This is a genomic window from Sorangium sp. So ce834 (assembly GCF_051521425.1).
GTDB lineage: Bacteria > Myxococcota_A > Polyangia > Polyangiales > Polyangiaceae > Sorangium > Sorangium cellulosum_D.
Genome location: NZ_CP150351.1, coordinates 7,016,371 through 7,037,213, shown reverse-complemented (window position 1 = coordinate 7,037,213; position 20,843 = coordinate 7,016,371). Strand labels below are relative to the sequence as shown.

General features: G+C 73.6%; 17 protein-coding genes. 2 read left to right on the top strand and 15 right to left on the bottom strand.

Annotated elements, in window-relative coordinates:
- Positions 1-38: 38 nt before the first annotated feature.
- The 6 genes from WMF20_RS25190 to gatC all read right to left on the bottom strand — a co-directional run bounded on the left by WMF20_RS25190 (position 39) and on the right by gatC (position 6,241).
- Positions 39-1,190 carry a tRNA pseudouridine synthase B gene (locus WMF20_RS25190; RefSeq protein WP_437604502.1) on the bottom strand — a complete coding sequence of 384 codons (1,152 nt, stop codon included), beginning with the start codon at positions 1,188-1,190 and terminating at the stop codon, positions 39-41.
- The gene (locus WMF20_RS25185) at positions 1,187-2,482 is read right to left on the bottom strand and encodes a lysophospholipid acyltransferase family protein (RefSeq protein ID WP_437604501.1); all 1,296 of its coding nucleotides are present in this window, start codon (positions 2,480-2,482) and stop codon (positions 1,187-1,189) included. Before WMF20_RS25185 ends, WMF20_RS25190 begins: the two co-directional genes overlap by 4 nt.
- A 20-nt stretch (positions 2,483-2,502) precedes the next feature.
- On the bottom strand, positions 2,503-3,675 hold the full coding sequence (locus WMF20_RS25180; RefSeq protein WP_437604499.1) for an NAD-dependent epimerase/dehydratase family protein: 1,173 nt from the start codon (positions 3,673-3,675) through the stop codon (positions 2,503-2,505).
- Positions 3,676-3,768: 93 nt separating this feature from the next.
- A complete protein-coding gene (locus tag WMF20_RS25175) occupies positions 3,769-4,365 on the bottom strand; it encodes a GNAT family N-acetyltransferase (RefSeq protein WP_237244095.1) in 597 nt (198 codons plus the stop codon).
- A gap of 17 nt (positions 4,366-4,382) precedes the next feature.
- Positions 4,383-5,924, bottom strand: coding sequence for an Asp-tRNA(Asn)/Glu-tRNA(Gln) amidotransferase subunit GatA (gene gatA / locus WMF20_RS25170; RefSeq protein WP_437604498.1), 1,542 nt, complete (start codon positions 5,922-5,924; stop codon positions 4,383-4,385).
- Positions 5,925-5,929: 5 nt separating this feature from the next.
- On the bottom strand, positions 5,930-6,241 hold the full coding sequence (gene gatC / locus WMF20_RS25165) for an Asp-tRNA(Asn)/Glu-tRNA(Gln) amidotransferase subunit GatC (RefSeq protein WP_020737093.1): 312 nt from the start codon (positions 6,239-6,241) through the stop codon (positions 5,930-5,932).
- 203 nt (positions 6,242-6,444) lie between these two features.
- Here gatC and WMF20_RS25160 point away from each other — a divergent pair, with 203 nt between their 5' ends.
- Both WMF20_RS25160 and WMF20_RS25155 read left to right on the top strand, forming a co-directional pair.
- Complete coding sequence (locus tag WMF20_RS25160) at positions 6,445-9,252, top strand: hypothetical protein (protein WP_437604497.1); 2,808 nt, start codon at positions 6,445-6,447, stop codon at positions 9,250-9,252.
- Between the two features lie 407 nt (positions 9,253-9,659).
- Complete coding sequence (locus WMF20_RS25155; RefSeq protein WP_437604496.1) at positions 9,660-12,008, top strand: PEGA domain-containing protein; 2,349 nt, start codon at positions 9,660-9,662, stop codon at positions 12,006-12,008.
- 186 nt (positions 12,009-12,194) lie between these two features.
- Here the strand turns inward: WMF20_RS25155 and WMF20_RS25150 are convergent, their stop codons facing one another.
- The 9 genes from WMF20_RS25150 to WMF20_RS25110 all read right to left on the bottom strand — a co-directional run bounded on the left by WMF20_RS25150 (position 12,195) and on the right by WMF20_RS25110 (position 20,800).
- Positions 12,195-13,184: a hypothetical protein gene (locus WMF20_RS25150; protein ID WP_437604495.1), complete on the bottom strand. Its 990-nt coding sequence runs from the start codon at positions 13,182-13,184 to the stop codon at positions 12,195-12,197.
- Positions 13,181-13,678, bottom strand: a complete 498-nt coding sequence (locus WMF20_RS25145) for a hypothetical protein (RefSeq protein ID WP_129576795.1) — start codon at positions 13,676-13,678, stop codon at positions 13,181-13,183. Before WMF20_RS25145 ends, WMF20_RS25150 begins: the two co-directional genes overlap by 4 nt.
- Positions 13,679-13,740: 62 nt before the next feature.
- Entirely contained in the window at positions 13,741-14,328 is a 588-nt protein-coding gene (locus tag WMF20_RS25140; protein ID WP_437604493.1) for a type IV pilin protein, read from the bottom strand.
- Between the two features lie 101 nt (positions 14,329-14,429).
- On the bottom strand, positions 14,430-15,044 hold the full coding sequence (locus WMF20_RS25135) for a type IV pilin protein (protein WP_437604492.1): 615 nt from the start codon (positions 15,042-15,044) through the stop codon (positions 14,430-14,432).
- A gap of 148 nt (positions 15,045-15,192) precedes the next feature.
- The gene (locus tag WMF20_RS25130) at positions 15,193-15,849 is read right to left on the bottom strand and encodes a type IV pilin protein (RefSeq protein WP_437604491.1); all 657 of its coding nucleotides are present in this window, start codon (positions 15,847-15,849) and stop codon (positions 15,193-15,195) included.
- An 86-nt stretch (positions 15,850-15,935) separates the two neighbouring features.
- Positions 15,936-17,417, bottom strand: a complete 1,482-nt coding sequence (locus tag WMF20_RS25125; RefSeq protein WP_437604490.1) for a sigma-54-dependent transcriptional regulator — start codon at positions 17,415-17,417, stop codon at positions 15,936-15,938.
- Between the two features lie 89 nt (positions 17,418-17,506).
- Positions 17,507-17,896 (bottom strand): hypothetical protein, encoded by a 390-nt coding sequence (locus tag WMF20_RS25120; protein WP_437617165.1) that lies wholly within the window; start codon positions 17,894-17,896, stop codon positions 17,507-17,509.
- Between the two features lie 109 nt (positions 17,897-18,005).
- Positions 18,006-19,472 carry a 30S ribosomal protein S12 methylthiotransferase RimO gene (rimO, locus tag WMF20_RS25115; protein ID WP_437604489.1) on the bottom strand — a complete coding sequence of 489 codons (1,467 nt, stop codon included), beginning with the start codon at positions 19,470-19,472 and terminating at the stop codon, positions 18,006-18,008.
- The gene (locus WMF20_RS25110) at positions 19,469-20,800 is read right to left on the bottom strand and encodes a dihydroorotase (protein ID WP_129576790.1); all 1,332 of its coding nucleotides are present in this window, start codon (positions 20,798-20,800) and stop codon (positions 19,469-19,471) included. Before WMF20_RS25110 ends, rimO begins: the two co-directional genes overlap by 4 nt.
- Between the last annotated feature and the right edge of the window lie 43 nt (positions 20,801-20,843).

Genomic DNA, 20,843 nt, shown 5'->3' with positions numbered 1-20,843 from the left:
CGAAGTCCAGGGAATTGCCCTCTCCTGTAGTTTTTCCCCTACCGAGCAGCATTTCCACGGACATCGGCCGTCTCAGAAAAACCGCGCAGGACGGAAAATCGGGGCTCGGGCAGCGCAGGCGAGCGCTCGGCGCCCTCGGTGTCGGCGCCCTCGGCGGCCTCCGGGGCGCCGAGCGCGACGACGCGTCCGTCCGGATCGAGCCAGACAGCGGGGCCAGGTTGCGCAGGAGCCAGGGAGAAGTCGGCGCCGGTGAGCGGCTGTCCGAGGCGGGCGCGCCGCGCGCCGTCCTCGGTCAGGCGGGCGACGGGGAGGCTCTCGGCGGCGGCCTCGGCGAGCGGGCGCAGGGAAGCCCGCAGCGCGTCGGCGCCGGCGTCGAGGGGCACCGCCCGCGCCACGGTGAAGGCGCCGCTCGCGGTGCGGCGGAGCGCGGACAGGTGCGCGGGCACGCCGAGGTGCGCGCCGAGGTCGCGCGCCAGCGAGCGCACGTAGTAGCCCTTGCTCACCTCGAGCTCGAGGTCGAGGGTGGCGACCGCGTCGGGCGCGCCGGGGCCGCCGCGCGAGGCGCCGGAGACCGCGAGCGACCGGACCTCGACGGCCCGCGCCGCCAGCTCGACCGCCTGGCCGGCGCGCGCGAGGGCATAGCTGCGCTGCCCCGCGATCTTGATGGCCGAGTAGGCGGGCGGCGTCTGCTCCCGCCGCGACAGCTCCGCGTCGAGCGCCGCCGCGATGCGCGGCGCCGCCGCCGCGAGCGCCTCGGCGCCGGGGGGGCCGCCCGCCCCGGCGAGCGCGCCGAGCTCCGCGTCGAGCCACGCCGGAAGCGGCTGCGCCGCCGTGACCTCCCCGTCGGCGTCGAGGGTGTCCGTCCCGACGCCGAGGACGACCCGCGCCGTGTAGCGCTTGTCCTGCGCCGTCAGGTACGGGGCGAGCTTGGTGGCCTCGCCGACGAGCGCCACGAGGACGCCGGACGCCATCGGGTCGAGCGTGCCGGCGTGCCCGATGCGCTTCACCCCGAGGGCGCGGCGCAGCCGGGCCACGACGTCGTGGCTGGTGGGACCGCGCGGCTTGTCGATCACCAGCACGCCGTCGGGGCGCGGCCTCCCGGTCGCCGCCCGCTCGGGCGCGGGGGGCGGAGCCGCCTCCGTGGCGTGCTCGGGCATCGGTGGAGGAGCCGCCGGCGACGCCTGCTTCATCCGAACCAGATCGACTTCCGGGTGGCCAGGGTCTCGTCGAGGAGCCCCTGGATGGTCGCGCGCACCCGCTCGGCGAGGCGCCGCACCAGGATCTGGTCGTCCGCCGCCTCGGGGCCGTAGGCGTCGAACCGCACCGGCTCGGCCATGCGGATCTTCCACTTGGTGGGCGCGGGCACGAGGCCCAGCGGCCCGAGCGCGGGGAACGTGGGGGTGATCGGCAGGTACGGGATGCCGAGCGCGCGCGTGACGTGCTCGACCCGGTAGAAGAGCGGGTTCGTCTCCTCGGCCCCCACGATGGCGCACGGGACGAGCGGCGTGCGCGTGCGCAGGCAGAGCCGGATGAACCCGCCGCGACCGAACCGCTGGAGCTGGTAGCGGTCCTTGTAGAGCTTGCCGCTGCCCTTGGCCCCCTCCGGGAACACCGCGACGAGCCGCTCGCCCGCGAGCAGCCGCTCGGCGTTCTCCGGGCAGGCCCGCACGGCGCCGAGCCGGTTCATGATCGTGCCGGCGAACGGCAGGTAGTACACGAAGTCGTCGGCCAGCCAGCGGAGCTCCCGGCGCACAGGGTGCTCGCGCCGCACCGCGGCCCGCAGCATGAGCCCGTCGTACGGGATGGGACCGCCCGAGTGGTTCGACACCATGAGGCACCGCCCCTCGCCGGGGATGTGCTCGACGCCCTCGAGATCGATCCGAAAGTAGTGCCGGTACAGGAAGTCGAAGAGCGGCCTGTACCGGGCCTCGTACTTGGGATCGAAGCCGAACTCGTCGACCTCCTCCGAGCGGCTGCGCAGGCCGGCGCGACCCCACTGCCGCAGGTAGAAATCGGTCGACAGGACGTCTCGCGCGGTCCCGGGCTCGGACAGCGGCGGCTCGCTGGCGTAACATGCGTAACCGCCGTGGCCGCCGTAACCGCCGCGACCGCCGTGCGCCGCGGGCGCGCCGCCCTCGCGGGGGCTCCTCTCGGTCTCGGGCCCGCCCGCGGCCCCGCCGCTCGCGTCCTGCGAGGCGCTCCCGGCGAGCACGCCCTTGAGCCGCGCCTCGAGCTCCCGGATCTGGCGCTGCAGCTCCTCGGCCGTCACCGGCACGACCGGGGCGTGCGCCTCGGAGGAGTGCGTCTCGCGGTCGTCCGAGGGCTCCGTCGGGCCGATCGGCGCCAGGTACCTGGTCTCGTCCTCCTCGACGTCGATGCTCGGCACGACCGGCATCGACCCCGGCCGCTCCGAGCGCTTCCGCGTCGACGCCGGCGGCCCGTTCACTGCTCCCTTGCGCTCTCGATCGTGCTCCGTGCCCATGCCCTACCCCCCGAGCCGCCTCACGCGGGTGTCTCCTGCAGGAGCCGCACGTCCCGCAGCCGCTGCGCGCTGATGTAATCGAGGAGCGCCTCGCGCGTGGTGTAGACCGGCCGGAACCCCATGACCCGCGCCGCCTTCTCGCCGTCCGCCACGCACACGTAGCGCAGGTAGCGCAGGAAGCTGGGCGGCGCGATCGCCGCGTGCGCGGCCCAGAGGGCGGCGACGAGCGGGCCCGCCGCGCTGTGCAGCACCGGGAAGGGCGTCCGGCCCGCGAGGCGCACGATCGTGGAGACCGGCAGCACGCCGTCGCCCACGATGTTGAACGTCCCCGGGAAATCGCCGTCGATGGCGAGCTTGAAGGCGGCGATCGCGTCGACCTCGTGGATGAACTGCCACAGCGGGTCGAAGCCGAGCATCGTCATGACCAGCCGCCGCGCCAGGTACCGGGTGAGGTAGTTCTGGACGGTCGGCCCGAGGATCGGCGCGGTCCGCAGGATGGTGACGGTCGTGCCCTTGGCCTTCGCGCCGAAGGCGTTGAACTCCCGCTCGGCGGCCATCTTGTCCGCGAAGAAGCGCTCGTCCGGATCGGCGCGGAGCGGGTGCTTCTCCGTGAGGAAGTTGGGGTTGGTCGGGTGCGCGCCGTAAAGGATCGTCTGGCTCCAGAGGATCAGCTTGCGCAGGCTCGCCTGGCGCGCGCCGTGGAGCAGGTGCATCGTGCCCACCGACTCGAGCTCGTGTGCCCAGGCCGTCGCCGGGGTCGGCGACGAGAGGAAGCAGAGGTGGACGAGCGTGTCCACCTGCTCGGCCGCGAGCACCTCGGCGACGCGCTCCTCCGAGGCAGGCGCCGTGAGGTCGACCGAGTGCAAGCGCAGCTTGGAGCCGCCCGTGTCCGGCGGCTTGATGTCGATGGCCACCACGCGGGCGATGCCGGGGTCCTCCTCGAGGATCCCGATGAGGTTGCGCCCGAGGAAGGACGCGGCGCCGGTGAGGGCGACGACCCGGCCCCGCGGCCGCGACGACGCCTGCCGGCTGAGCGGCGAGGCCTCGGCGGACGCCGGCGCCGCGGGCTCGCCGGGGCCGCTCGCCGCCGCGTCCGCGCCGGGGGCGGGCGCGGCGCGGTCCACGCCGGCGGAGGAGCTCTGCTCGGCAAGATCGTTGGCCGGAGCGTCGGGGTGCTCGGACGGGGGAGCCATGCGCGCGGGCGCGACACTACCTGGTCGGCCGGCGCGCGCAAGCGCAGCGCGACCGGAGGCGGGCCTCGCCGCCAGATCCGCGCCGCGGCGACGTCACAGCGTCCGGCGGAGGACCGGATACGGATCGAACGCGTGCACCTCGACGAATCCGTTCCGCGTGAACGCGGAGACCGGGCCGGTCCACAGCTCCTCGTCGCTCACCGGCTCCCGCGGGCGGCGGGGCAGGGCCTCGAGGGCGCGTGCGCCCCAGGCGGGCGCGAGCTCCACCGCGCCGGCGACGAGCGCGGTCGCGACGCCTTGCCGGCGATGGCGCGGGTGCACGACGGCGCATCCGATCAGGAAGACGCCGGCGCGATCGCCCGCGAAGCACGGCAGCCCCCGGTACAGGCGGCGCTCGTAGGCCTTCGCCACGGCCGCGGCGGGCGCGACCTTGAGCCACCCGACCACGTCCGTCGCGCCGTGCGCGAGCGCCACGACGCCGCGCGCCTCGTCGCTGCCCGCGGCGAGCGCCGCGGCGAACTCCCGGCGGTTCTCGCCCTGGCCGTCCGAGCACCGCGCGAGCCACTCGTTGTTGGTGCCCCCGAAGTGGTAGTAGCGGCAGTAGCAAGGCGTGCCGGCGGCCTCGAAGAGCGCCTCGAGCCCGGCCAGGTGCTCCGGGCCGGCCGCCGCCACCGCGATCGCGGAGCTCACCCTCGCGCCCCCCTCCGTCACGCGACCGGCGCGCGCAGCCCGCGCACCGGAGAGATCTGCTCCCACGCGTAGGCCGCCCTGCAGAGCCGCGCCTCCTCCAGCGCCGGCGCGATGAGCTGCAGGCCGACGGGCAGCGGAGGCCCGCCGTCGGGGGCCGGCGCGGTCGCGCACGGGACGCTGATCGCGGGCAGCCCCGCCATGCTGGCGGGCAGCGTGTAGACGTCGGCCAGGTACATCGACAGCGGGTCGTCGACGCGCTCGCCGAGCCGGAACGCGACCGTCGGCGAGACCGGCGCCGCGATGAGGTCGACCTCGCGGAAGGCCTCGTCGAAATCGCGCCGGATGAGCGTCCTGACCTTCTGCGCGCGCAGGTAGTACGCGTCGTAGTAGCCCGCGGAGAGCACGTACGTGCCGAGCAGGATGCGGCGCTTCACCTCCCGGCCGAACCCCTCGCCGCGCGTGCCGCCGTAGAGGCCCTGGAGGTCCGCCTTCCCGCCGCGCTCGCCCTCGACGCGCAGCCCGAAGCGCACGCCGTCGAAGCGCGCCAGGTTGGACGACGCCTCGGCGGTCGCGACGATGTAATAGGCCGCCACGGCGTAGCGCGTGTGCGGCAGGTGCACGGGCCTCACCTCGCAGCCGAGCCCGCGCAGGCCCTCGATCGCCGCGCGCACCTTCGCCTCGACCTGCTTGTCGATGCCCTTCGCGAAGTACTCCTCGGGCACGCCGATGCGCAGGCCCGCGACGTCGCGGCCGCACGCGGCCTCGTACGCGCCCACCGGCGCGTCGAGGCTCGTCGCGTCGCGCGGATCGCGGCCCGAGATCACCTCGAGCAGCCGCGCGGCGCCCTTCACGTCCTGCGCGAACGGGCCGATCTGGTCGAGGCTCGAGGCGAACGCGATGAGGCCGTAGCGGGAGACGCGGCCGTACGTCGGCTTGACGCCGACGACGCCGGTGAGGCTCGCCGGCTGGCGGATCGAGCCGCCCGTGTCCGAGCCGAGCGAGCCGGGCGTCATCCCCGCCGCCACCGCGACCGCGCTGCCGCCGGACGACCCGCCGGGGATGCGCGTCCGGTCCCACGGGTTCTTCACCGGGCCGAAGGCGCTGTTCTCGTTCGACGAGCCCATCGCGAACTCGTCCATGTTGCACTTGCCCGGCAGGATCGCGCCGGCCTCGCGGAGGCGGGCGACGACCGTGGCGTCGTACGGCGGGCGGTACCCGCGCGCCGGATCGAGCGCCTTCGACGCGCCGCCGGACGGCGCCCGCGTGAGGATCTTCGAGCCGGCGGTCGTCGGCGCGCCCTCGGTGCAGAGCGCGTCCTTGAGCCCGATCGGCACGCCGGCGAGCGGGCCGAGCGCCTCGCCGCGCGCGCGCCTCGCGTCGAGCGCGCGCGCGGCCTCGATGGCCTGCTCCCCCTGCACGGTGAGGAACGCGCCGAGCGCGCCGTCGCGCTGCTCGATGCGCGCGAGCGCGGCCCGGGCCACCTCCTCGGCGCTCACCTCGCCGCGCTGCACGAGCGCCGCGAGCTCCGGGATCGATCGATCGAGGATCGCTGTGTCCATCGGCCTCACCCCTCGTCCACGAACGCCGGCACGGCGAACCCGTCGTCCTCGACCCGCGGCGCCTCCCGCAGGGCCACCTCGCGCGGCAGGCTCGGCGCCTCCTCGTCGGCGCGGAGCGGCAGCCGCTCGATCTGCACGTGCGCCGTCGGCGGCACCGCCGAGACGTCGAGCTCCTCGAGCTGCCGGACGTAGCTGAGGATGTTTCCGAGATCACCGGTGAGGCGTTCCATTTCCTCGGCGGAGAGATCGAGGTGAGCGAGGCGCGCGATCGTCAGCGCCTCATCGCGGCGGAGAGGGGGCGAGTCAGCGTTCGACATGGCGAGCGCCCGATGTAGCACCGCCGGTTCCGCGGACGCTAGCGCCGGACGCATGAGCGGCGCTCCGCGGGCGCCCCCCCGAAGCGCCGCGCCGCGGGCGCCCCCCGAATCTGGCCGCGGTACAAAAACGGTGATAACGGCGGGCTCTCGCGCGCCCTCGGCCGCTCGGGCAGGAGCCCCGGCCCTCCGCGCGTTGTAGGCGAATGCAGTCCCCGAAAACGCCCCCCCTGCGCCGAGAGCGCATCGGCATCATCGTCCTCTGCGCGGCCGCGGCCGCGGCGATGGCGCCCGACGTGGGCGGAGGCGCTCGGGACCGATCGGCCGCGCTCGTCGCGGAGCTCGCGGAGCAGGGCATCGCCGCCGCGTCCGGCGACGTGGTGTGGGTGGACCCGCCGCGCGAAGGTTTCCGGCCGCTCGGCGCCCGGGCGCGCGCCGTCGCTCGCGGCGCCGTCCGGGGGGAGCCCACCGACCTCTACCTCGTCGACACGCGGCTCTCGCCCGAGGGGGTCCTGCTCGACGTCTCGGGCATCCACAACCTCACGGAGACGAGCGGCGCGGACGAGTCGAAGCCCGTGCTCCGCCGCGAGGCGCTCGCGTACGTCTCGCGCCCGCTGATCGAGGCGGCGTCGCCCACGGTGCACGTGCTCGACCTCGACGGACAGGCGCCACCGGGCGGCGCCGACTGGTCGCCGCTCGAGCGGCTCCAGCACGCCATCACCAGCTGGCAGACGACCGGCCGGCTGCGCGGGATCGGCCGCCGGACGTTCGTGATAGACCCCGCCCGCAGCGAGGGCCCCGCCGCGGAGGACCCCGGCGCGGGCGGCGCGGAGGACCCCGCCGCGGAGGGCCGCGGCGCTGCAGCGCCCGACGAGGGCCGCCGCCCCGCGAGCGCGGTCGACGTCGCGGTCGCGCTGGAGGGCGACGGCGAGGTCGTCGTCCGCGCGGGCGGCCGCGAGGCGCACCTGCCGCTGCGCGGCGCGGACGCGCCGCTGCCCGCGTGGATCCGCGCCGAATCGTTCGAGATCGCGCGGCCTGGGAACCTCGTCACCTGGGCGGTCGACCGGGTGCGCCTCGTGATCGGCGACGCGGCGATGCAGACGGTCAAGGCCGTGGCGTTCACGGCGCTCGACTTCGTCCTCCGCAACAAGGAGGCGGTGACCGGCGACACGGGCGCCGAGGACATCGCCGCGGATCTCGGCCAGACCGCGCTGGATCCGCCTGTCCGCCAGATCCCGATCGATCCCGAGATCGGCTGGCCGCCCGCGCCGCTCGAGCCCTGGGTCACGCCGGCGCTGCCCGGGGAGGGGCAGTGGAAGCCGCAGGGCGGCGACGCCTTCGTCCGCAAGCTCGACGGGCTCCCGCCGGCGTTCATGACCACGTTCATCCGGGCGGATCGCTCCCGCAAGGCGACGCGCGTCTACATCGCGCTCTGGGATCCGCGGCAGGTGGAGCTCCACATGATGGCGGGCACGGTGGAGCCCAAGGGCGCGACGGGCGAGGCGGGGCCGGGGCTCATCCCGCGCACGCCCGAGGTCATGAAGCGCGTGGTCGCCGCGTCGAACGCGGGCTTCCAGGCGATGCACGGCGAGTTCGGCATGATGGCCGACGGGGTGATGTACCTGCCGCCGAAGCCCTACGCCGCCACCGTGGCCGTCCGGCGCGACGGCAGCACGCTCTTCGGGACGTGGTCGGAGGACGAGACCGTCCCCGAGTGGATGCTCTCGTACCGCCAGAACATGACGGTCATGGTCCAGGACGAGAAGTGGAATCCGTTCGGGCGCACGTGGTGGGGGGGCACGCCGCCCGGCTGGGCCGACAAGACGCACACGGTCAGGACCGGCATCTGCCTGACCCGGGAGCGCTTCGTCGCGTATTTCTACGGCGCCGACGTGAGCCCGGAGGCGCTGTCCCAGGCGATGATCCAGGCCCGCTGCTCCTACGGGATTGCGCTCGACATGAACGCGGGCCACAGCGGGCTCGAGTTCTACCACGTGGCCCCGAGCGGCGAGCTGCCCGCGCTGGGGCGCCCGCTCCAGGGCGAATGGGAGGCGGAGGGAGACGTCTCGGGGCTCTCGGGCTACCGGTTCCGCGGCCGCCGGCTCATCCGCGGCATGGGCCTGATGAACTTCCCCCGTTACATCCGGCGGGAGGCGCGCGATTTCTTCTACATGACGCTGCGGCACCTCTTGCCGGGGCCGCCGCTCGCGCCGCGCGCCGCGCCGGCCGAGGCGGGGGAGGGCGTCTGGCGCACCCAGGGGCTCCCGCAGCACGGCTTCCCGTACGCGCTCGCGATCACCGAGATCCGCCCCGATCCCGCGCGGCCCGGCGTGCGCCTGCGGGTGCTCAAGGTCGACCCGCGGACCGTCGCGGCCGCACCGCTGAGCGAGCCCGGGGCGCCCCCGCCGGCCGGGGCGGGCGCGGTCGTGGCGGTGCTCGGCGACGGCGGCTCGGCGCCCGGCGCGGGCCAGGGCGGGGCGTCGAGCATCTGGCACTCGGCCGGGGCGTTCTCGGCCTCGCCGACCCCGCCGGTGCGCGGCGCGGTCCGGATCGCGACGGGGGCCGACAGCAGCGCGGGGGCCGTGGCCGCGCTGGGGGTCAACGACGAGGACGGGATGCTGATCTACGTCGAGCGGGCCGCGGCCGGCCCGCCCGGCGCGCCGGACGCCGCGCTGTCGCCGGACGCCTCGGCGCCGCCCCCGACGCGCGTGGATCCGCGCGATGCGAAGCTGCTCCAGGACTTCCTGGCGGGGCTCGGGTGCTCCTCGCGGATCTACCTCGCCCGGCCGCTCTCGGTGGCCCTCGGCGGCGATACAGATCTTGCCGGCGCCGCCGTCCACGCGCCGTCGGGCCCGCGCGCCGTCCGGCTCACCCGCGCCGAGGCGCCCGGCGCGGGCCGGATGTTCGAGTCCACACCCATCGTTCCGCACAGCGTCTGGTATCCGCTCCAGCAGAAGCGCGTTCGATACTTCAAAAAGCCGAAGAAAGAGGAAACCGCGGACGGCGACCACTGAGCGTGGCGGCGCCCGGATCCTCGCCTGGGATGCAGTAGGCGCTTGTGCGTTGGCGGTCCGAGGGATTAGAAACAGGGGGTCGGTGCATCGTTTGCCGTTCTTCGGAGCTTGCGACCTCTCGGCGCGGATCGGCGTGGGCTCGCTGGCGGAGGTCGCGTGCACTGCGCGCCGTGAGCGCGGGCGCAACATCGCGTCGAGGCGCGCAAACCAGCGCCGCGCGCGGTCGATCCACGTTGCGCTGGGCCACGCCGCGCTGGGCGTCTGTTTCCGGACGATGACGGCAGGAGAGCGCTCGTCCGAGGCCGCGAGCGCCGCGGACGTCATGGGGCGTTTCGCCGGCCGCGACGCGCGAGATCCCCGCGAGATCGCGGCACGCGCGCCGCGGTGCCGCGCCTCGGATCGTCCCGATGGCGCTCGCGAAGTCATCGGACCAGCGGTACGCTGCAGCGGGCCAGGGTGGCGCAGGGCTCTCCGAGCTCGCGCGCGACGAAGGCCCGCTCTTCCACATCACGCTCATCGCGCGACGCATGCGCGATCGTTTCTCGGAAGCCGCGGCGAACGGCGCCGCATGTCCTGAGGAGTTCTCGAACATGGCCGATAACAAGGGCGGCAGCGATCTAGACGTCTTCGAGGGGCTCGCCAAGAAGTCATCCCGCGCCGCGAGCCCCGCGCTCGTGCCCCCCTCGCCGCCGACGCGCCAGCGCACCCTCGTCGGCGCCGCGGTGCCGCCGCCCCCCAACGCTCCTACGGTGACGCTCCCTGGGGGGATGGCCTCCCCGCTGCCGCCGCCGCCGGTGTCGGCGAAGGGGACGAGCCCCGCCTCTCTGCCGCCGCCGGTGCCGGTGAAGGGGACGAGCCCGGGCTCGCTGCCGCCGCCGATGCCCCCCTCGGTCAAGCCGGGCTCTCTGCCGCCGCCGGTGTCGGCGAAGGGGACGAGCCCCGGCTCGCTGCCGCCGCCGGTGCCGGTGAAGGGGACGAGCCCCGGCTCGCTGCCGCCGCCGGTGCCGGTGAAGGGGACGAGCCCCGGCTCGCTGCCGCCGCCGATGCCCCCTTCGGTCAAGCCGGGCTCTCTGCCGCCCGTGGTACCGCCTCCCTCGCGGCAATCCGCGCTGCCCCCGGTCACCGCCCCGGCCCTGCCGTCGAAGAGCCCGGTGCCGCCTGCGCCGACCAGCGCGCTGCCCCCGGTGGTCCCTCCGCCGGTCCGCGTGCCGTCGGTGAAGCCGCCGCAGAAGGCGGCCGACGAGGGGAAGCCTGCGTCGGGCAAGGGCACCGCGGTCGACATGGACTGGGACGACGACGAGGAGTCGACCCACGTTTACGACCGGCCGGGCAGCGACAGCATGCCTGGGCGGACGAGCCCGCTGCCGACGGTGAGCTCGCCGTCGCTCCCGAAGGCGGCCGCGACGCTGCTCGCGAGCTCCGGCGGCGCGGCGCCGGCCGCGAGGACGCGCACCCCGATCCCGACGCCGCCGCCGATCCCGAGCGCCCCGCCGGCGCCGGCGATGCCGCCGGCGATCTCATCGGAGATCGGCCACCGCCCGCTGTCGCGCAACGACGAGCCGACGGCGATCCGCCCGCGCCCTACGATGCAGCAGGGCGCCGGCAAGGCTGGCGTGCTCCTCGGCGGGCTCGCGCTGGTCGCCGTGCTCATCCTGGCCGTGGTCATGCTCGTGCCGAAGAAGGGCGCGCTCACCATCGACCTGAAGGCCCCGGGCGGCACCTCGGTCGCGAGGGCCGAGATCTTCATCGACGGCCAGAAGCGCTGCGACACCGTGCCTTGCGTCGTGCGCGAGCTCGATCCCGGCTCCAAGGTGGTCAAGATCCTCGCCCCCGACTTCCCGCCGCACGATGCCGTCGAGGTCGTCGAGGGCGGCAAGGAGAAGGTGGTCGTGATCACGCTCGACGGCGCGGCCGCGGCGCGGGCGTCGACCGCGCCCGGCGTGAAGGCGTCGGGCGCGCAGCCCGGCGTGAAGGTCTTCATCGACGGTGTGGAGAAAGGCACGCTGCCGCTGGAGGTCAGCGTATCTCCGGGAGAGCACAAAATCCGTTTCGACGGCGGCGAGCGCTACGAGCCCGTGGAGCAGACGGTGGAGGTCGGTCAGGGCCAGACGAAGGACCTCGGCACCGTCGCGCTCAAGGTGCTGACGGGGCAGGTCACGCTCGATCTCGCGACGTCGGGCGCGTCGGTCAAGCTGGTGAACGCCAAGGGGACGGAGAAGAAGCTGCCGGATTCGGCCTGGAAGAAGCCGCCGGTCAAGGTGGATGTCAATCCGTCGGAGGGCTGGAAGGTCGTCGCGACGAAGAGGGGGTATACGGACTTCTCCCAGGCGATCTCGTTCGAGGACGGGCAGGCCGAGAAGACGATCCGGATCGCGCTGGAGGAGGCGAGCAGACCCGAGCCGGCCGCCGCCCCGGTCGCCGCCGCCGCGCCCGCGCGCGCGTCGGATCCGGCGCCTGCGCCGGCCGCCCCGGCGCCGAAGTCGGAGGCGCCCGCCGCGGCGCCGAAGGCGGAGGCGCCCGCCGCGGCGCCCGCGCCCGCGGCTGCCGCCGGCAACGCGACCCTGAACATCAACTCGATCCCGGTCTCGAAGGTGGTCCTCGACGGGCGGCCGCTGGGGAGCACGCCCAAGGTCGGCGTCAGCGTCCCCGCGGGATCGCACACCGTGACCTTCATCCACCCGGATCTCGGGAAGAAGTCGGTCACCGTCTCGGTGAAGGCCGGCGAGACCAAGACCGCGGCCGTCAGGTTCGACTGACGCGCCGCGGTCGCCCGCGGCGCCCGGCTCACGGGCGGCGCTGCGCGGACCCGAGGCGCTGCCTCGCGCCGTCGGGCGAGGCCCACGGCATCTCGCGATTCCCCACGTGAACCCTCCCTGACGTCGCTCGTTTCGAACGGCGCTGTCGTGGCGGCGGCGTCCGCGCCCCGGCAGCGTCGAGGGGCCTCACCGCTCGCCCGCGACCCGCTCGGCCCACGCGCTCCACGTCGTCGCGCACCGCGGCTCGTCGGCGTGCGCGCCGCCCGCGCAGTACGCCGGGTCGCGCGGGGGGCCCAGCACGAGGATCGCCGTCTTGCTGACGAACGGCAGATCGCGCCGCCAGATCTCGCTGAAGCCGTCGATGCGCCGGCGGTAGGCCTCTGCGGCCTGCTCCCCGAGGAGCTTGTCGAGCTGCGCGCGGATCTGCTGCTTCAGCCCCTCGTCGTCCGTGACGGCGAGGGTGCGCTGGAGGAACCGGATCTGCGCCTCGCGCTCGCCGGCGCGCCCGAGGATCCCCGCGCCGCCGAGCGCCTGCCAGCTGATGTTCGCGTCGTTGCCCCCGAGCTCCGCGGCGCGCGCGAGCATCCGGGCCCCGTCGAGGCGCCACTGCGCCTTCTCCGCGGGATCGGTCAGGTACGAGGCCGGCGCGATGAAGGCGACGAACTGGCCGAGCGCGAGCCAGATCTCGCCGTCCAGGGGGCGGTTCTGCACCCCGCGCTCCATGATCTCGCGCGCCTTGACGACCTCGTCGTGGGGCGTCGTGCTCGTCTGGAACGTGATGAGCGCGTCGGCGAACAGGTAGGGGTCGCGAAAGGTCGGGTCGAGCGCGTTGATGGCGTCGAGCAGCAGGGTCAGGTTCTCGAACCTGCGGCGCTCCATGGTGTGCAGCCCCTGCGAGACGAGCACGTGCGACCACAGCAGATCGGCCAGCGCGGAGCGATAGCCGAGCGAGAGGGTGACCACCTCGTCCGGCGGCGGCAGGACGTACACGTCGGAGGTCTCGGCGACGCGCTTCTCCAGCGCCGCGGCCGGCGCGCGCACGCTCCCGATCGCGACGGCGGCGGCGGCCGAGAGCGCGACCGTGACGAGCGCGTCGCGCGCGCCTGCGAGGCGGGAGAGGAGCGGGCGGGGTGGCGGGCCGTCCGCGGACCCGGGCGCCGGACGAGCCCCCATCATTCCACCTCGCGGTCCACGAACATGCCCGGGAGCACGCGGGCCGATTCCCCGGGGATCCGCTCGCCGCGCACCTCGAACGTGGAGAGCGCGCCGTCGCCGTCGAGATCGCCGTGCGCGGTCGCGATGAAGCGCATGGCCTTCGACGCGTCGAGCTCGCTCGTGAACTGGAAGGCGAACGCGTGTGGCCCCTCGAAGCGGAAGTCGAGCGACCGCCACGTGAGGTGCTCCCACGACTCCGGCGGATCGACCGCGCGCACGCCGCGCGGCACCTGCGCCGGGGTCAGCGGGGCGGACGGGGGGAAGCTGATCTCCTGCGGCCGCGACTCGGCGTAGGCGACCGCGCTGGTCACCAGCCGGTCGAGCCCCTCGATCGGCTCGCTCAGCTTGGATGCGCTGAGGTTTCGGAAGAACGCGGGGACGGCGACGGCGAGGACGCTGCCGCCGACCGCGAAGGCCGCGCTGAGCTCCAGCGCGCTCCAGGAGCGCCAGGTCATGGGCTCCTCTCTACCTCACCCCTCCACGATCCAACAAGGGCGACCGAAGGCCGAGGCCCGCGTCAGTCCGGGTCGTTGTTCGTGAAGATCACGGTGCTGGTCACGATCTCGCCGTCGCGCACCTCGCCGGTGCGGACCAGCGTGCACGCCAGGCCGTCGCCGTCCAGGTCCGCGCGCGCTCCCGCCTCGAACGCCTCCGTGCCGAGGACGGGCGCGCCCGTCATGCCCTCGCTGAGGTAGCCGCCGCCGACCTGGTACGAGTACTGGAAGTAGATGGGCTGGTCGACGGTGAAGCCGAGGCACTGCCAGCCTTCGGTCGTCGAGCCCGACATGAAGTCGACGCCGGGCGCCGCGTTCGGCTGGTACTTCGTCCCCAGGACGTAGGTGAAATCGAGGGGGACCGGCGTGGCCGAGGCGCAGAGGGTGTGGGTGCTCGCCGCGGAGACCCCCGCGGGGGGGAGCACCTGCGAGGCGTCGCGCTCGCGCTCGAACTGGTTGATGGCGCTGCGGGTGATGGCGCCGACGATCTGCTTCGCTTCAGCCGTCCTCGCCGTCGTGAGGTAGTTGCGCACCCCGGTGATCGCCAGGGCGGCGAGCACGCCGAGGATGGCCACCACGATCATGAGCTCGACGAGCGTGAATCCGCGCACACGAGACGTCGCCGTGTATCGCATCGTACACCCTCATGACCGGTGGCTCGTTCAGCGCGCGCTGCCCGGCTCATCCGTGAGCCGGGCAGCCTGCGCTCAGATCATTCGTACTCTCGCTCGATGTGGACCTGCGTGGCCACGGTGAGCTGTCCCGTCGCGTCGTCCACCGCGCCCAGGCGCGTGAACACGCTGTAAACGGCCGGGGTGTCCGCGTCGAGGTTTCCGACCGCGCCCGCCTCGAAGTAGTTCGTCGCGCTGACAGCCGGAGCGTCTTCCTGGTTGGGGACGCGGTCGTTCAAGAGATAGTGGTACTGGAAGTAGATCGGCTGCGTCATCGCGAACCTCAGGCACGGCCAGCCCTCGGTCTCGGTGCCGTGCTCGAAGTCCTCGTCTGGGCCCGAGCGCGGCTGGTACTTGCCGCCCGACGGAACGTCAGTGGGCACCGCAGTGGCGCTCGCGCACAGGCTGTGGGTCGCGGCCGCCGAAGAACCGCCGGCCGGCAGGATCTCGGAGTTGGACGTCTCGCGCTCGAAGGCGGCGACCGCGCCTCGGGAGATCGCGCCCACGGTGTTCTTGGCCTCCGAGCTCTTCGCGCTCGCGAGGTACCGGCGGACCCCGAAGATCGCCAGCGCGGCGAGGACGCCGATGATGGCGACGACGATCATGAGCTCGACGAGGGTGAAGCCTCTTCTGTCGTATCGCTTCAGTGCACGCATGAGTGTCGATCCTCCGTGATGATTTCTTTAATTGGATTCGTTGCCGAGACGGACCGTCAAGATGCCTGGTGCGGGGCCCGGCCAGCCCGCAGCGCGAAAACCTCTCCCACGGACAGGCGCTCTCGGCGCCGCCGGGGCAAACCATCCTCTACTCCGTGTCGTTCTCCCAGTAGATCCCCGACATCGTGGATGTCGTCAGGAGCAAGGCGAGCGTCCCATCCATGTCGCGATCGCCGGCCGCCTGGATGACGTACCAGGGGCCGTTCGGCGCAAACTGCGGATCGTTCAGCGGAGGCCCGGGCAACCCACTCCAGGTGAAGCCCGCGAGGCCGGTCGTGGTGAAGGGGGGAGTATCGCCCGCCACACACGCATACCCGAAGCGGACCGCGCCGTCCGTCGTCACGTTGAGCATCCGCCAGTTGGCCTCGTCGTCGTGAGGGGGGCCCCACGCGCGCTTCCGATCGCTGAGAGTCCCCGCAGGGTACCATGCATCGAGCGAGCTCGAGACGTTCAGATACACGAGCATCTCGGCCTTGTAGGACTCCTGAGCACCGCGGATGCCCTGTATGACGGCCTTCGGCTCGGCGACGCCCGCCGCGTTCATGTACTTGCGGTAGCCGACGAGGGCGAGCGCCGCGAGAATACCCACCATCCCCACGACGACGAGGAGCTCGACGAGCGTGAACGCCCGCCTCGCCGCGTTTCGCTGTCGCCGCGCCCTCCGCATGCGCCCGAACCTTCCAGCAGGCGACGTGCCAAGGAGCGCGCGGCCCGGCGCCGTCTTCGACTTGTGCGAGAAACTCATGAGTTACCTCGGTTTTTCTTGAGGAAGAGGGGCGAGCTGAGAGAGATGTGTGCGGTTGTGTTCGTTTTCGGCGGTGACGAAAACCGTCACTGCGGGGCGCCGGGCGGTGACGATTCTCGTCGGGATCCCCCCTCCAGGTCGTCGTCGCTGTCCCCGTCGGAGGCGAGCGCGTGCTTGGCGAGCCGGTAGCGCAGCGACCGGAACGAGACGCCGAGCAGCTTCGCGGCGGCCTTGCGGACGCCGCCGGTGCGCTCGAGCGCCTGGAGGATGAGCCGGCGCTCGACCTCCCCGAGCACCTCGTCGAGCATGCACCCGCCGGGCGGCAGCTGCGCGAGCAGCGGGGCCGGGCTCGCGCTGAGGCCGGCGACGGCGCTCGGGAGGTCGCCGAGGCCGATCGAGGGCCCTCCGGCGAGCGCCACCGCGCGCTCCATCATGTTCTCGAGCTCGCGCACGTTGCCCGGGAAGCCGTAGGCGTCGAGCGCGCGCATCGCGTCCGTCGTGAGGCCGCGGACGTCCTTGCCGAGCTCGGCGGCGAAGCGGCGCAGGAAGCGCTCGGCGAGCCGCGAGACGTCCCCGGGGCGCTCGCGCAGGGGCGGCAGCTCGATGCGGATGACGTTGAGCCGGTAATAGAGGTCCTGCCGGAACCGCCCCTCGCGCACCTCGACCTCCACCTCCCGGTTCGTCGCGGCGAGGACCCGGACGTCCACCGCGATCTCCGCGGCGGCGCCGACCGGGCGCACCTTCCGCTCCTGGAGCACGCGGAGGAGCTTCACCTGCAGCGAGGCCGGCAGCTCCCCTACCTCGTCGAGGAGCAGCGTCCCGCCGTCCGCCTCCCGGAACAGCCCGAGCGCGCGCGCGCCGGCGCCCGTGAACGAGCCCTTCTCGTGGCCGAACAGCTCGCTTTCCATGAGCGCCTCCGGCAGCGCCCCGCAGTTGACGACCAGGAACGGCTTCGCGGCGCGGTCGCTCTGCTCGTGGATCGCGCGGGCCACGCGCTCCTTGCCGGTCCCGCTCTCGCCCGTGATCAGCACGGTCGTGCGCGTCGGCGCGATCTTGACGATGAGCTCGGAGATCCGCTGCATCGCGGGGCTCGTGCCGAGCGGCTCGCGCGACGGCAGATCGAGCCGCTCGAGCTGCGCGCGCAGCCGCTGGTTCTCGGCGACGATCGAGCTCTTCTCGAGCGCCTTCGCGGCGAGCGCGATGAGCTCCGCGGGCGAGAAAGGCTTTGTCACGAAGTCGTACGCGCCGCGGCGCATCGCGTCGAGCGCGCTCTCCACGGTGGAGTGCGCGGTCATCACGATCACCTCGGTCGCGCTGCTCCGCGCCTTCGCGGCCGCGAGCACCTCGATCCCCGAGCCGTCGGGCATCACGAGGTCGGTGAGGATCAGCGGGAACGGCTGCGGATTCTGGCGGATCGCCTCGAGCGCGGCGCTGGCGCCGGGCGCGAGCGCGACCTCGTAGCCCTGGCGGCGGAAGGCGATGCTGAGCACCTGACGGAGGCCCGGCTCGTCATCGACGACCAGCACCCGGGTGGCGGTCGGCGGGATGCTCGGCGAGATCGACGCCATCACGCCACCACACTATCACGATGCTCCGCGCGCGCGTCGATGCCGCCCATCGGGCGCGGCGCGCTGCGTCGACGCGCGCCCGTCGGCCTTCAGGGGCAGGCGTCGTTGACGACGCCGAGCGGCGTGCGCTCCTCGACGACGAACGACTGCGCCGCGCTCACCTCGTCTCCGTTGCCCTCCAGCTCCTGCCACACGAGCAGGACGTCGCAGAGCTCCGCCTCGATCTCGAGGTGATACCGGCCGTTCCTGTCGGTGTCGTCCTCGATCACGCCCCGCTGGGTCCGCTCGTTGAACAGGCTGACGCGCGCCCCGGGGGCGCAGTTGCCCGAGATCTGCCACACCCCCACGCGGTCCGCGGACGGCCGCATCGTGTCGGCCGGCTCGGGCGGGGGGAGGGGCAACGTCGGGCTCAGGCAGGCCGCACCGGCGAGCAGCGAGATCGTCAGGGCAAAGGCAAGGTGAAGCGCGCGGCGGAGCATCGGCACGGGACGGCTTCATAGCACACCGCGTGCCGCGCCCAGGGCGCCCGTGAGCGCCGCGGCGCCGCGCGATTTTCAGCCGTCGCGCCGCGCCCCGCCGGCCGGGCCGTCAATTCTGTTGGCGCTCGCGTCCATCGGTTTGCAGCACGCGCAGGGCGACGCGCCGCTTCGCCGTGACCGCGCCGAGCTCCGCGGGCACGGGGAGCGCGGCGCGGTCACGGCCCTCGTCCTCGTCGAGCAGCTCGCCCACGAGGTCGTAGTCGCTCGCCTGGGTGATCCGGACGCGGCACATCTCGCCGGGGCGGACCTCGCCGCCGGACAGGTAGACCTGCCCGTCGATCTCGGGCGCCTGACCGGCGTGGCGGCCCATGAGCACGTACTCGTGCTCGTCGCTCGTCCCCTCGACGAGCACCTCGAGCTCGCGGCCGATCATCGCGGCGCTCTTCTTGTGCGCGATGCGGCGCTGCAGCGTCATGAGGCGGCGGTAGCGGCTCGCGGCCGTGCGCGCGGGGACCTTGCCCTCGAGCGCGTAGCTGCGGCTCGCCTCCTCGTCGGAGTAGCGGAACACCCCGACCCGCTCGAACTCGGCCCAGCGCACGAAATCGCAGAGCTCCTCGAACTCGGCGTCGGTCTCGCCGGGGTGGCCGACGATGAACGCTGTGCGGAACGTGAGGTCGGGCACGCGCTCGCGCAGGGTGGAGACGACCCGCCGGAGCCGATCGCCGCCGTGGCCGCGCCGCATCCTGCGCAGCATCGCGTCCGCGGCGTGCTGGAGCGGCATGTCGACGTAGGGCACGACGCGCGGGTGGTCGGCGAGCAGCTCGATGAGGTCGTCGGTCATCGTCTCGGGGTAGAGGTAGAAGAGCCGCACCCAGCGCACGCCGGGCACGTCGGCGACCTTCTGGACGAGCTCCGCGAGCGTCGCGCGCTCGCCGCCCTGCGCGCGGCCGGCGGCGTCGCGGCCGTAGGCGATCGTGTCCTGCGAGATGAGGTTGATCTCGCGGACGCCGGCCGCCGCGAGCTGCTCCACTTCGCGCACCACGTCCGGGATCGGCCGCGAGCGCTGCGCGCCGCGCAGGTCGGGGATCACGCAGAACGAGCAGGTGCGGTTGCAGCCCTCGGCGATCTTGACGTAGGCGCTGCCGCCGGGGGTCGAGAGGGTGCGCGGATCGCCGGCGCGGATGAGCCACTCGGCGGGGTTGCCGACGAGCATCCGCTCCGCGTCGCCCGCGAGCACCTGGCCGAGCTTGAGCATGTCGCTCGAACCGAGGAAGTGATCGACCTCGGGCATCTCGCGGGCGAGCTCCTCGGGGTGGCGCTGCGAGAGGCAGCCGGCGACCACGAGCCGCTTGCAGCTGCCGTGCTCCTTGTGCTGCGCCATCTCGAAGATCGCGTCGATCGACTCCTTCTTCGCCTCGCCGATGAAGCCGCAGGTGTTGACGACGATCACCTCGGCCTCGGCGGCGTCGTCGACGTGCGCGTAGCCGGCCGCGCGGGCGACGCCGAGCATCACCTCGGAGTCGACGCGGTTCTTGGGGCACCCGAGGCTGACGAAGTGCACCTTGCGCGAGCTCATCTTGCTGCTCCCTCGCCGTCGACGAAGACGACCCGGCCGGCCGCCAGCGTCATCTTGACGCGGCCGGTGAGCTGCTTGCCGAGCAGCGGCGTGTTCTTGCTCTTCGAGCGCAGGCGCGCCGGGTCGAGGACGAAGCTCAGGTTCGGGTCCACGAGGCAGAGCTCGGCGCGGGCGCCGGCCTTGATCGCGGGCGCCTCGAGCCGCGCGATGCGGGCGGGGGCGCGGGTGAGCGCGTCGACGAGCCGCCCGAGGGGGAGGGCGCCCTGGCGCACGAGGTCGAGCAGGACCGGGACGACGAGCTCGAGGCCGATGAGGCCGGGCGACGCCTCGGCGAACTCGCAGTCCTTCTCGAGCGTCGAGTGGGGCGCGTGATCGGTCGCGACCGCGTCGATGGTGCCGTCCGCGAGCGCCTCGCGGAGCGCGTCGACGTCCGCCTGCTCGCGCAGGGGCGGGTTGACCTTGCACGCGGTGTCGTAGCCGAGCACGGCGGCGTCGGTGAGCGTGAGGTGGTGCGGCGTCACCTCGGCGGTCACGGCGATGCCGCGGGCCTTCGCCTCGCGGAGGATGCGGACCGCGCCGAGCGACGAGATGTGCGCCACGTGGTAGCGGGCCCCGGTGGCCTCGGCGAGCAGCACGTCGCGCGCGACGATGATGTCCTCCGCCACGCGGGGCCAGCCCCGGAGGCCGAGGCGCGTCGAGATCGCCCCCTCGTGCATCTGCGCCCCCTCGGTGAGGGCGTGGTCCTCGGCGTGCTGGATGACCGGCATATCGAAGGTCTTCGCGTACTCGAGGGCGCGGCGCATGACCGCGCTCGACGTGACGCAGCGCCCGTCGTCGGAGACCGCCACGGCGCCGGCCTCCTTGAGGTCGGCCATCTCGGTGAGCTCGGCGCCCTTCTGGCCGATCGTGATCGCGCCGATGGGGTGGAGCGCGGGCCCCGAGAGCGCGCGGGCGCGGGCGATCATCGCCTCTGTGATGGAGCGGGTGTCGTTGACGGGCCGCGTGTTCGGCATCGCGCACACGTGCGCGAAGCCGCCGGCGGCCGCGGCGGCGAGCCCGGAGGCGATGTCTTCCTTGTATTCCTGCCCGGGCTCGCGGAGGTGGGCGTGGAGATCGACGAAGGCGGGGAGGAGCAGGAGCCCCTCGCCGGAGACGACCTCGGCCTGGCCGGCGCGGCGCAGATCGTCGGTCGCTGCGCCGCGCCCCACGCGGGTGATGACGCCGTCTTCCACGACGACGTCGACCACGTCGTCGAGCTGATGGGCCGGATCGACGGCGCGCACGCCGACGAAGAGAAGGAGAGGGGGAGGTGAGCCGATGGCCGCCATGGGAGCGCGCTCCCCTAGCACATGCGCCACTCGCCGTGCACCG

Excerpts from the sequence above, each read along its gene's own strand:
- WMF20_RS25150 (WP_437604495.1), bottom strand. The coding sequence starts at position 13,184 with ATGATGGGGGCTCGTCCGGCGCCCGGGTCCGCGGACGGCCCGCCACCC.
- rimO (WP_437604489.1), bottom strand. The coding sequence starts at position 19,472 with ATGAGCTCGCGCAAGGTGCACTTCGTCAGCCTCGGGTGCCCCAAGAAC.
- WMF20_RS25135 (WP_437604492.1), bottom strand. The coding sequence starts at position 15,044 with ATGCGTGCACTGAAGCGATACGACAGAAGAGGCTTCACCCTCGTCGAG.
- WMF20_RS25180 (WP_437604499.1), bottom strand. The coding sequence starts at position 3,675 with ATGGCTCCCCCGTCCGAGCACCCCGACGCTCCGGCCAACGATCTTGCC.
- WMF20_RS25130 (WP_437604491.1), bottom strand. The coding sequence starts at position 15,849 with ATGAGTTTCTCGCACAAGTCGAAGACGGCGCCGGGCCGCGCGCTCCTT.
- WMF20_RS25190 (WP_437604502.1), bottom strand. The coding sequence starts at position 1,190 with ATGAAGCAGGCGTCGCCGGCGGCTCCTCCACCGATGCCCGAGCACGCC.
- WMF20_RS25185 (WP_437604501.1), bottom strand. The coding sequence starts at position 2,482 with ATGGGCACGGAGCACGATCGAGAGCGCAAGGGAGCAGTGAACGGGCCG.
- WMF20_RS25160 (WP_437604497.1), top strand. The coding sequence starts at position 6,445 with ATGCAGTCCCCGAAAACGCCCCCCCTGCGCCGAGAGCGCATCGGCATC.
- WMF20_RS25110 (WP_129576790.1), bottom strand. The coding sequence starts at position 20,800 with ATGGCGGCCATCGGCTCACCTCCCCCTCTCCTTCTCTTCGTCGGCGTG.
- gatC (WP_020737093.1), bottom strand. The coding sequence starts at position 6,241 with ATGTCGAACGCTGACTCGCCCCCTCTCCGCCGCGATGAGGCGCTGACG.
- WMF20_RS25125 (WP_437604490.1), bottom strand. The coding sequence starts at position 17,417 with ATGGCGTCGATCTCGCCGAGCATCCCGCCGACCGCCACCCGGGTGCTG.
- gatA (WP_437604498.1), bottom strand. The coding sequence starts at position 5,924 with ATGGACACAGCGATCCTCGATCGATCGATCCCGGAGCTCGCGGCGCTC.
- WMF20_RS25120 (WP_437617165.1), bottom strand. The coding sequence starts at position 17,896 with ATGCTCCGCCGCGCGCTTCACCTTGCCTTTGCCCTGACGATCTCGCTG.
- WMF20_RS25145 (WP_129576795.1), bottom strand. The coding sequence starts at position 13,678 with ATGACCTGGCGCTCCTGGAGCGCGCTGGAGCTCAGCGCGGCCTTCGCG.
- WMF20_RS25155 (WP_437604496.1), top strand. The coding sequence starts at position 9,660 with ATGGCGCTCGCGAAGTCATCGGACCAGCGGTACGCTGCAGCGGGCCAG.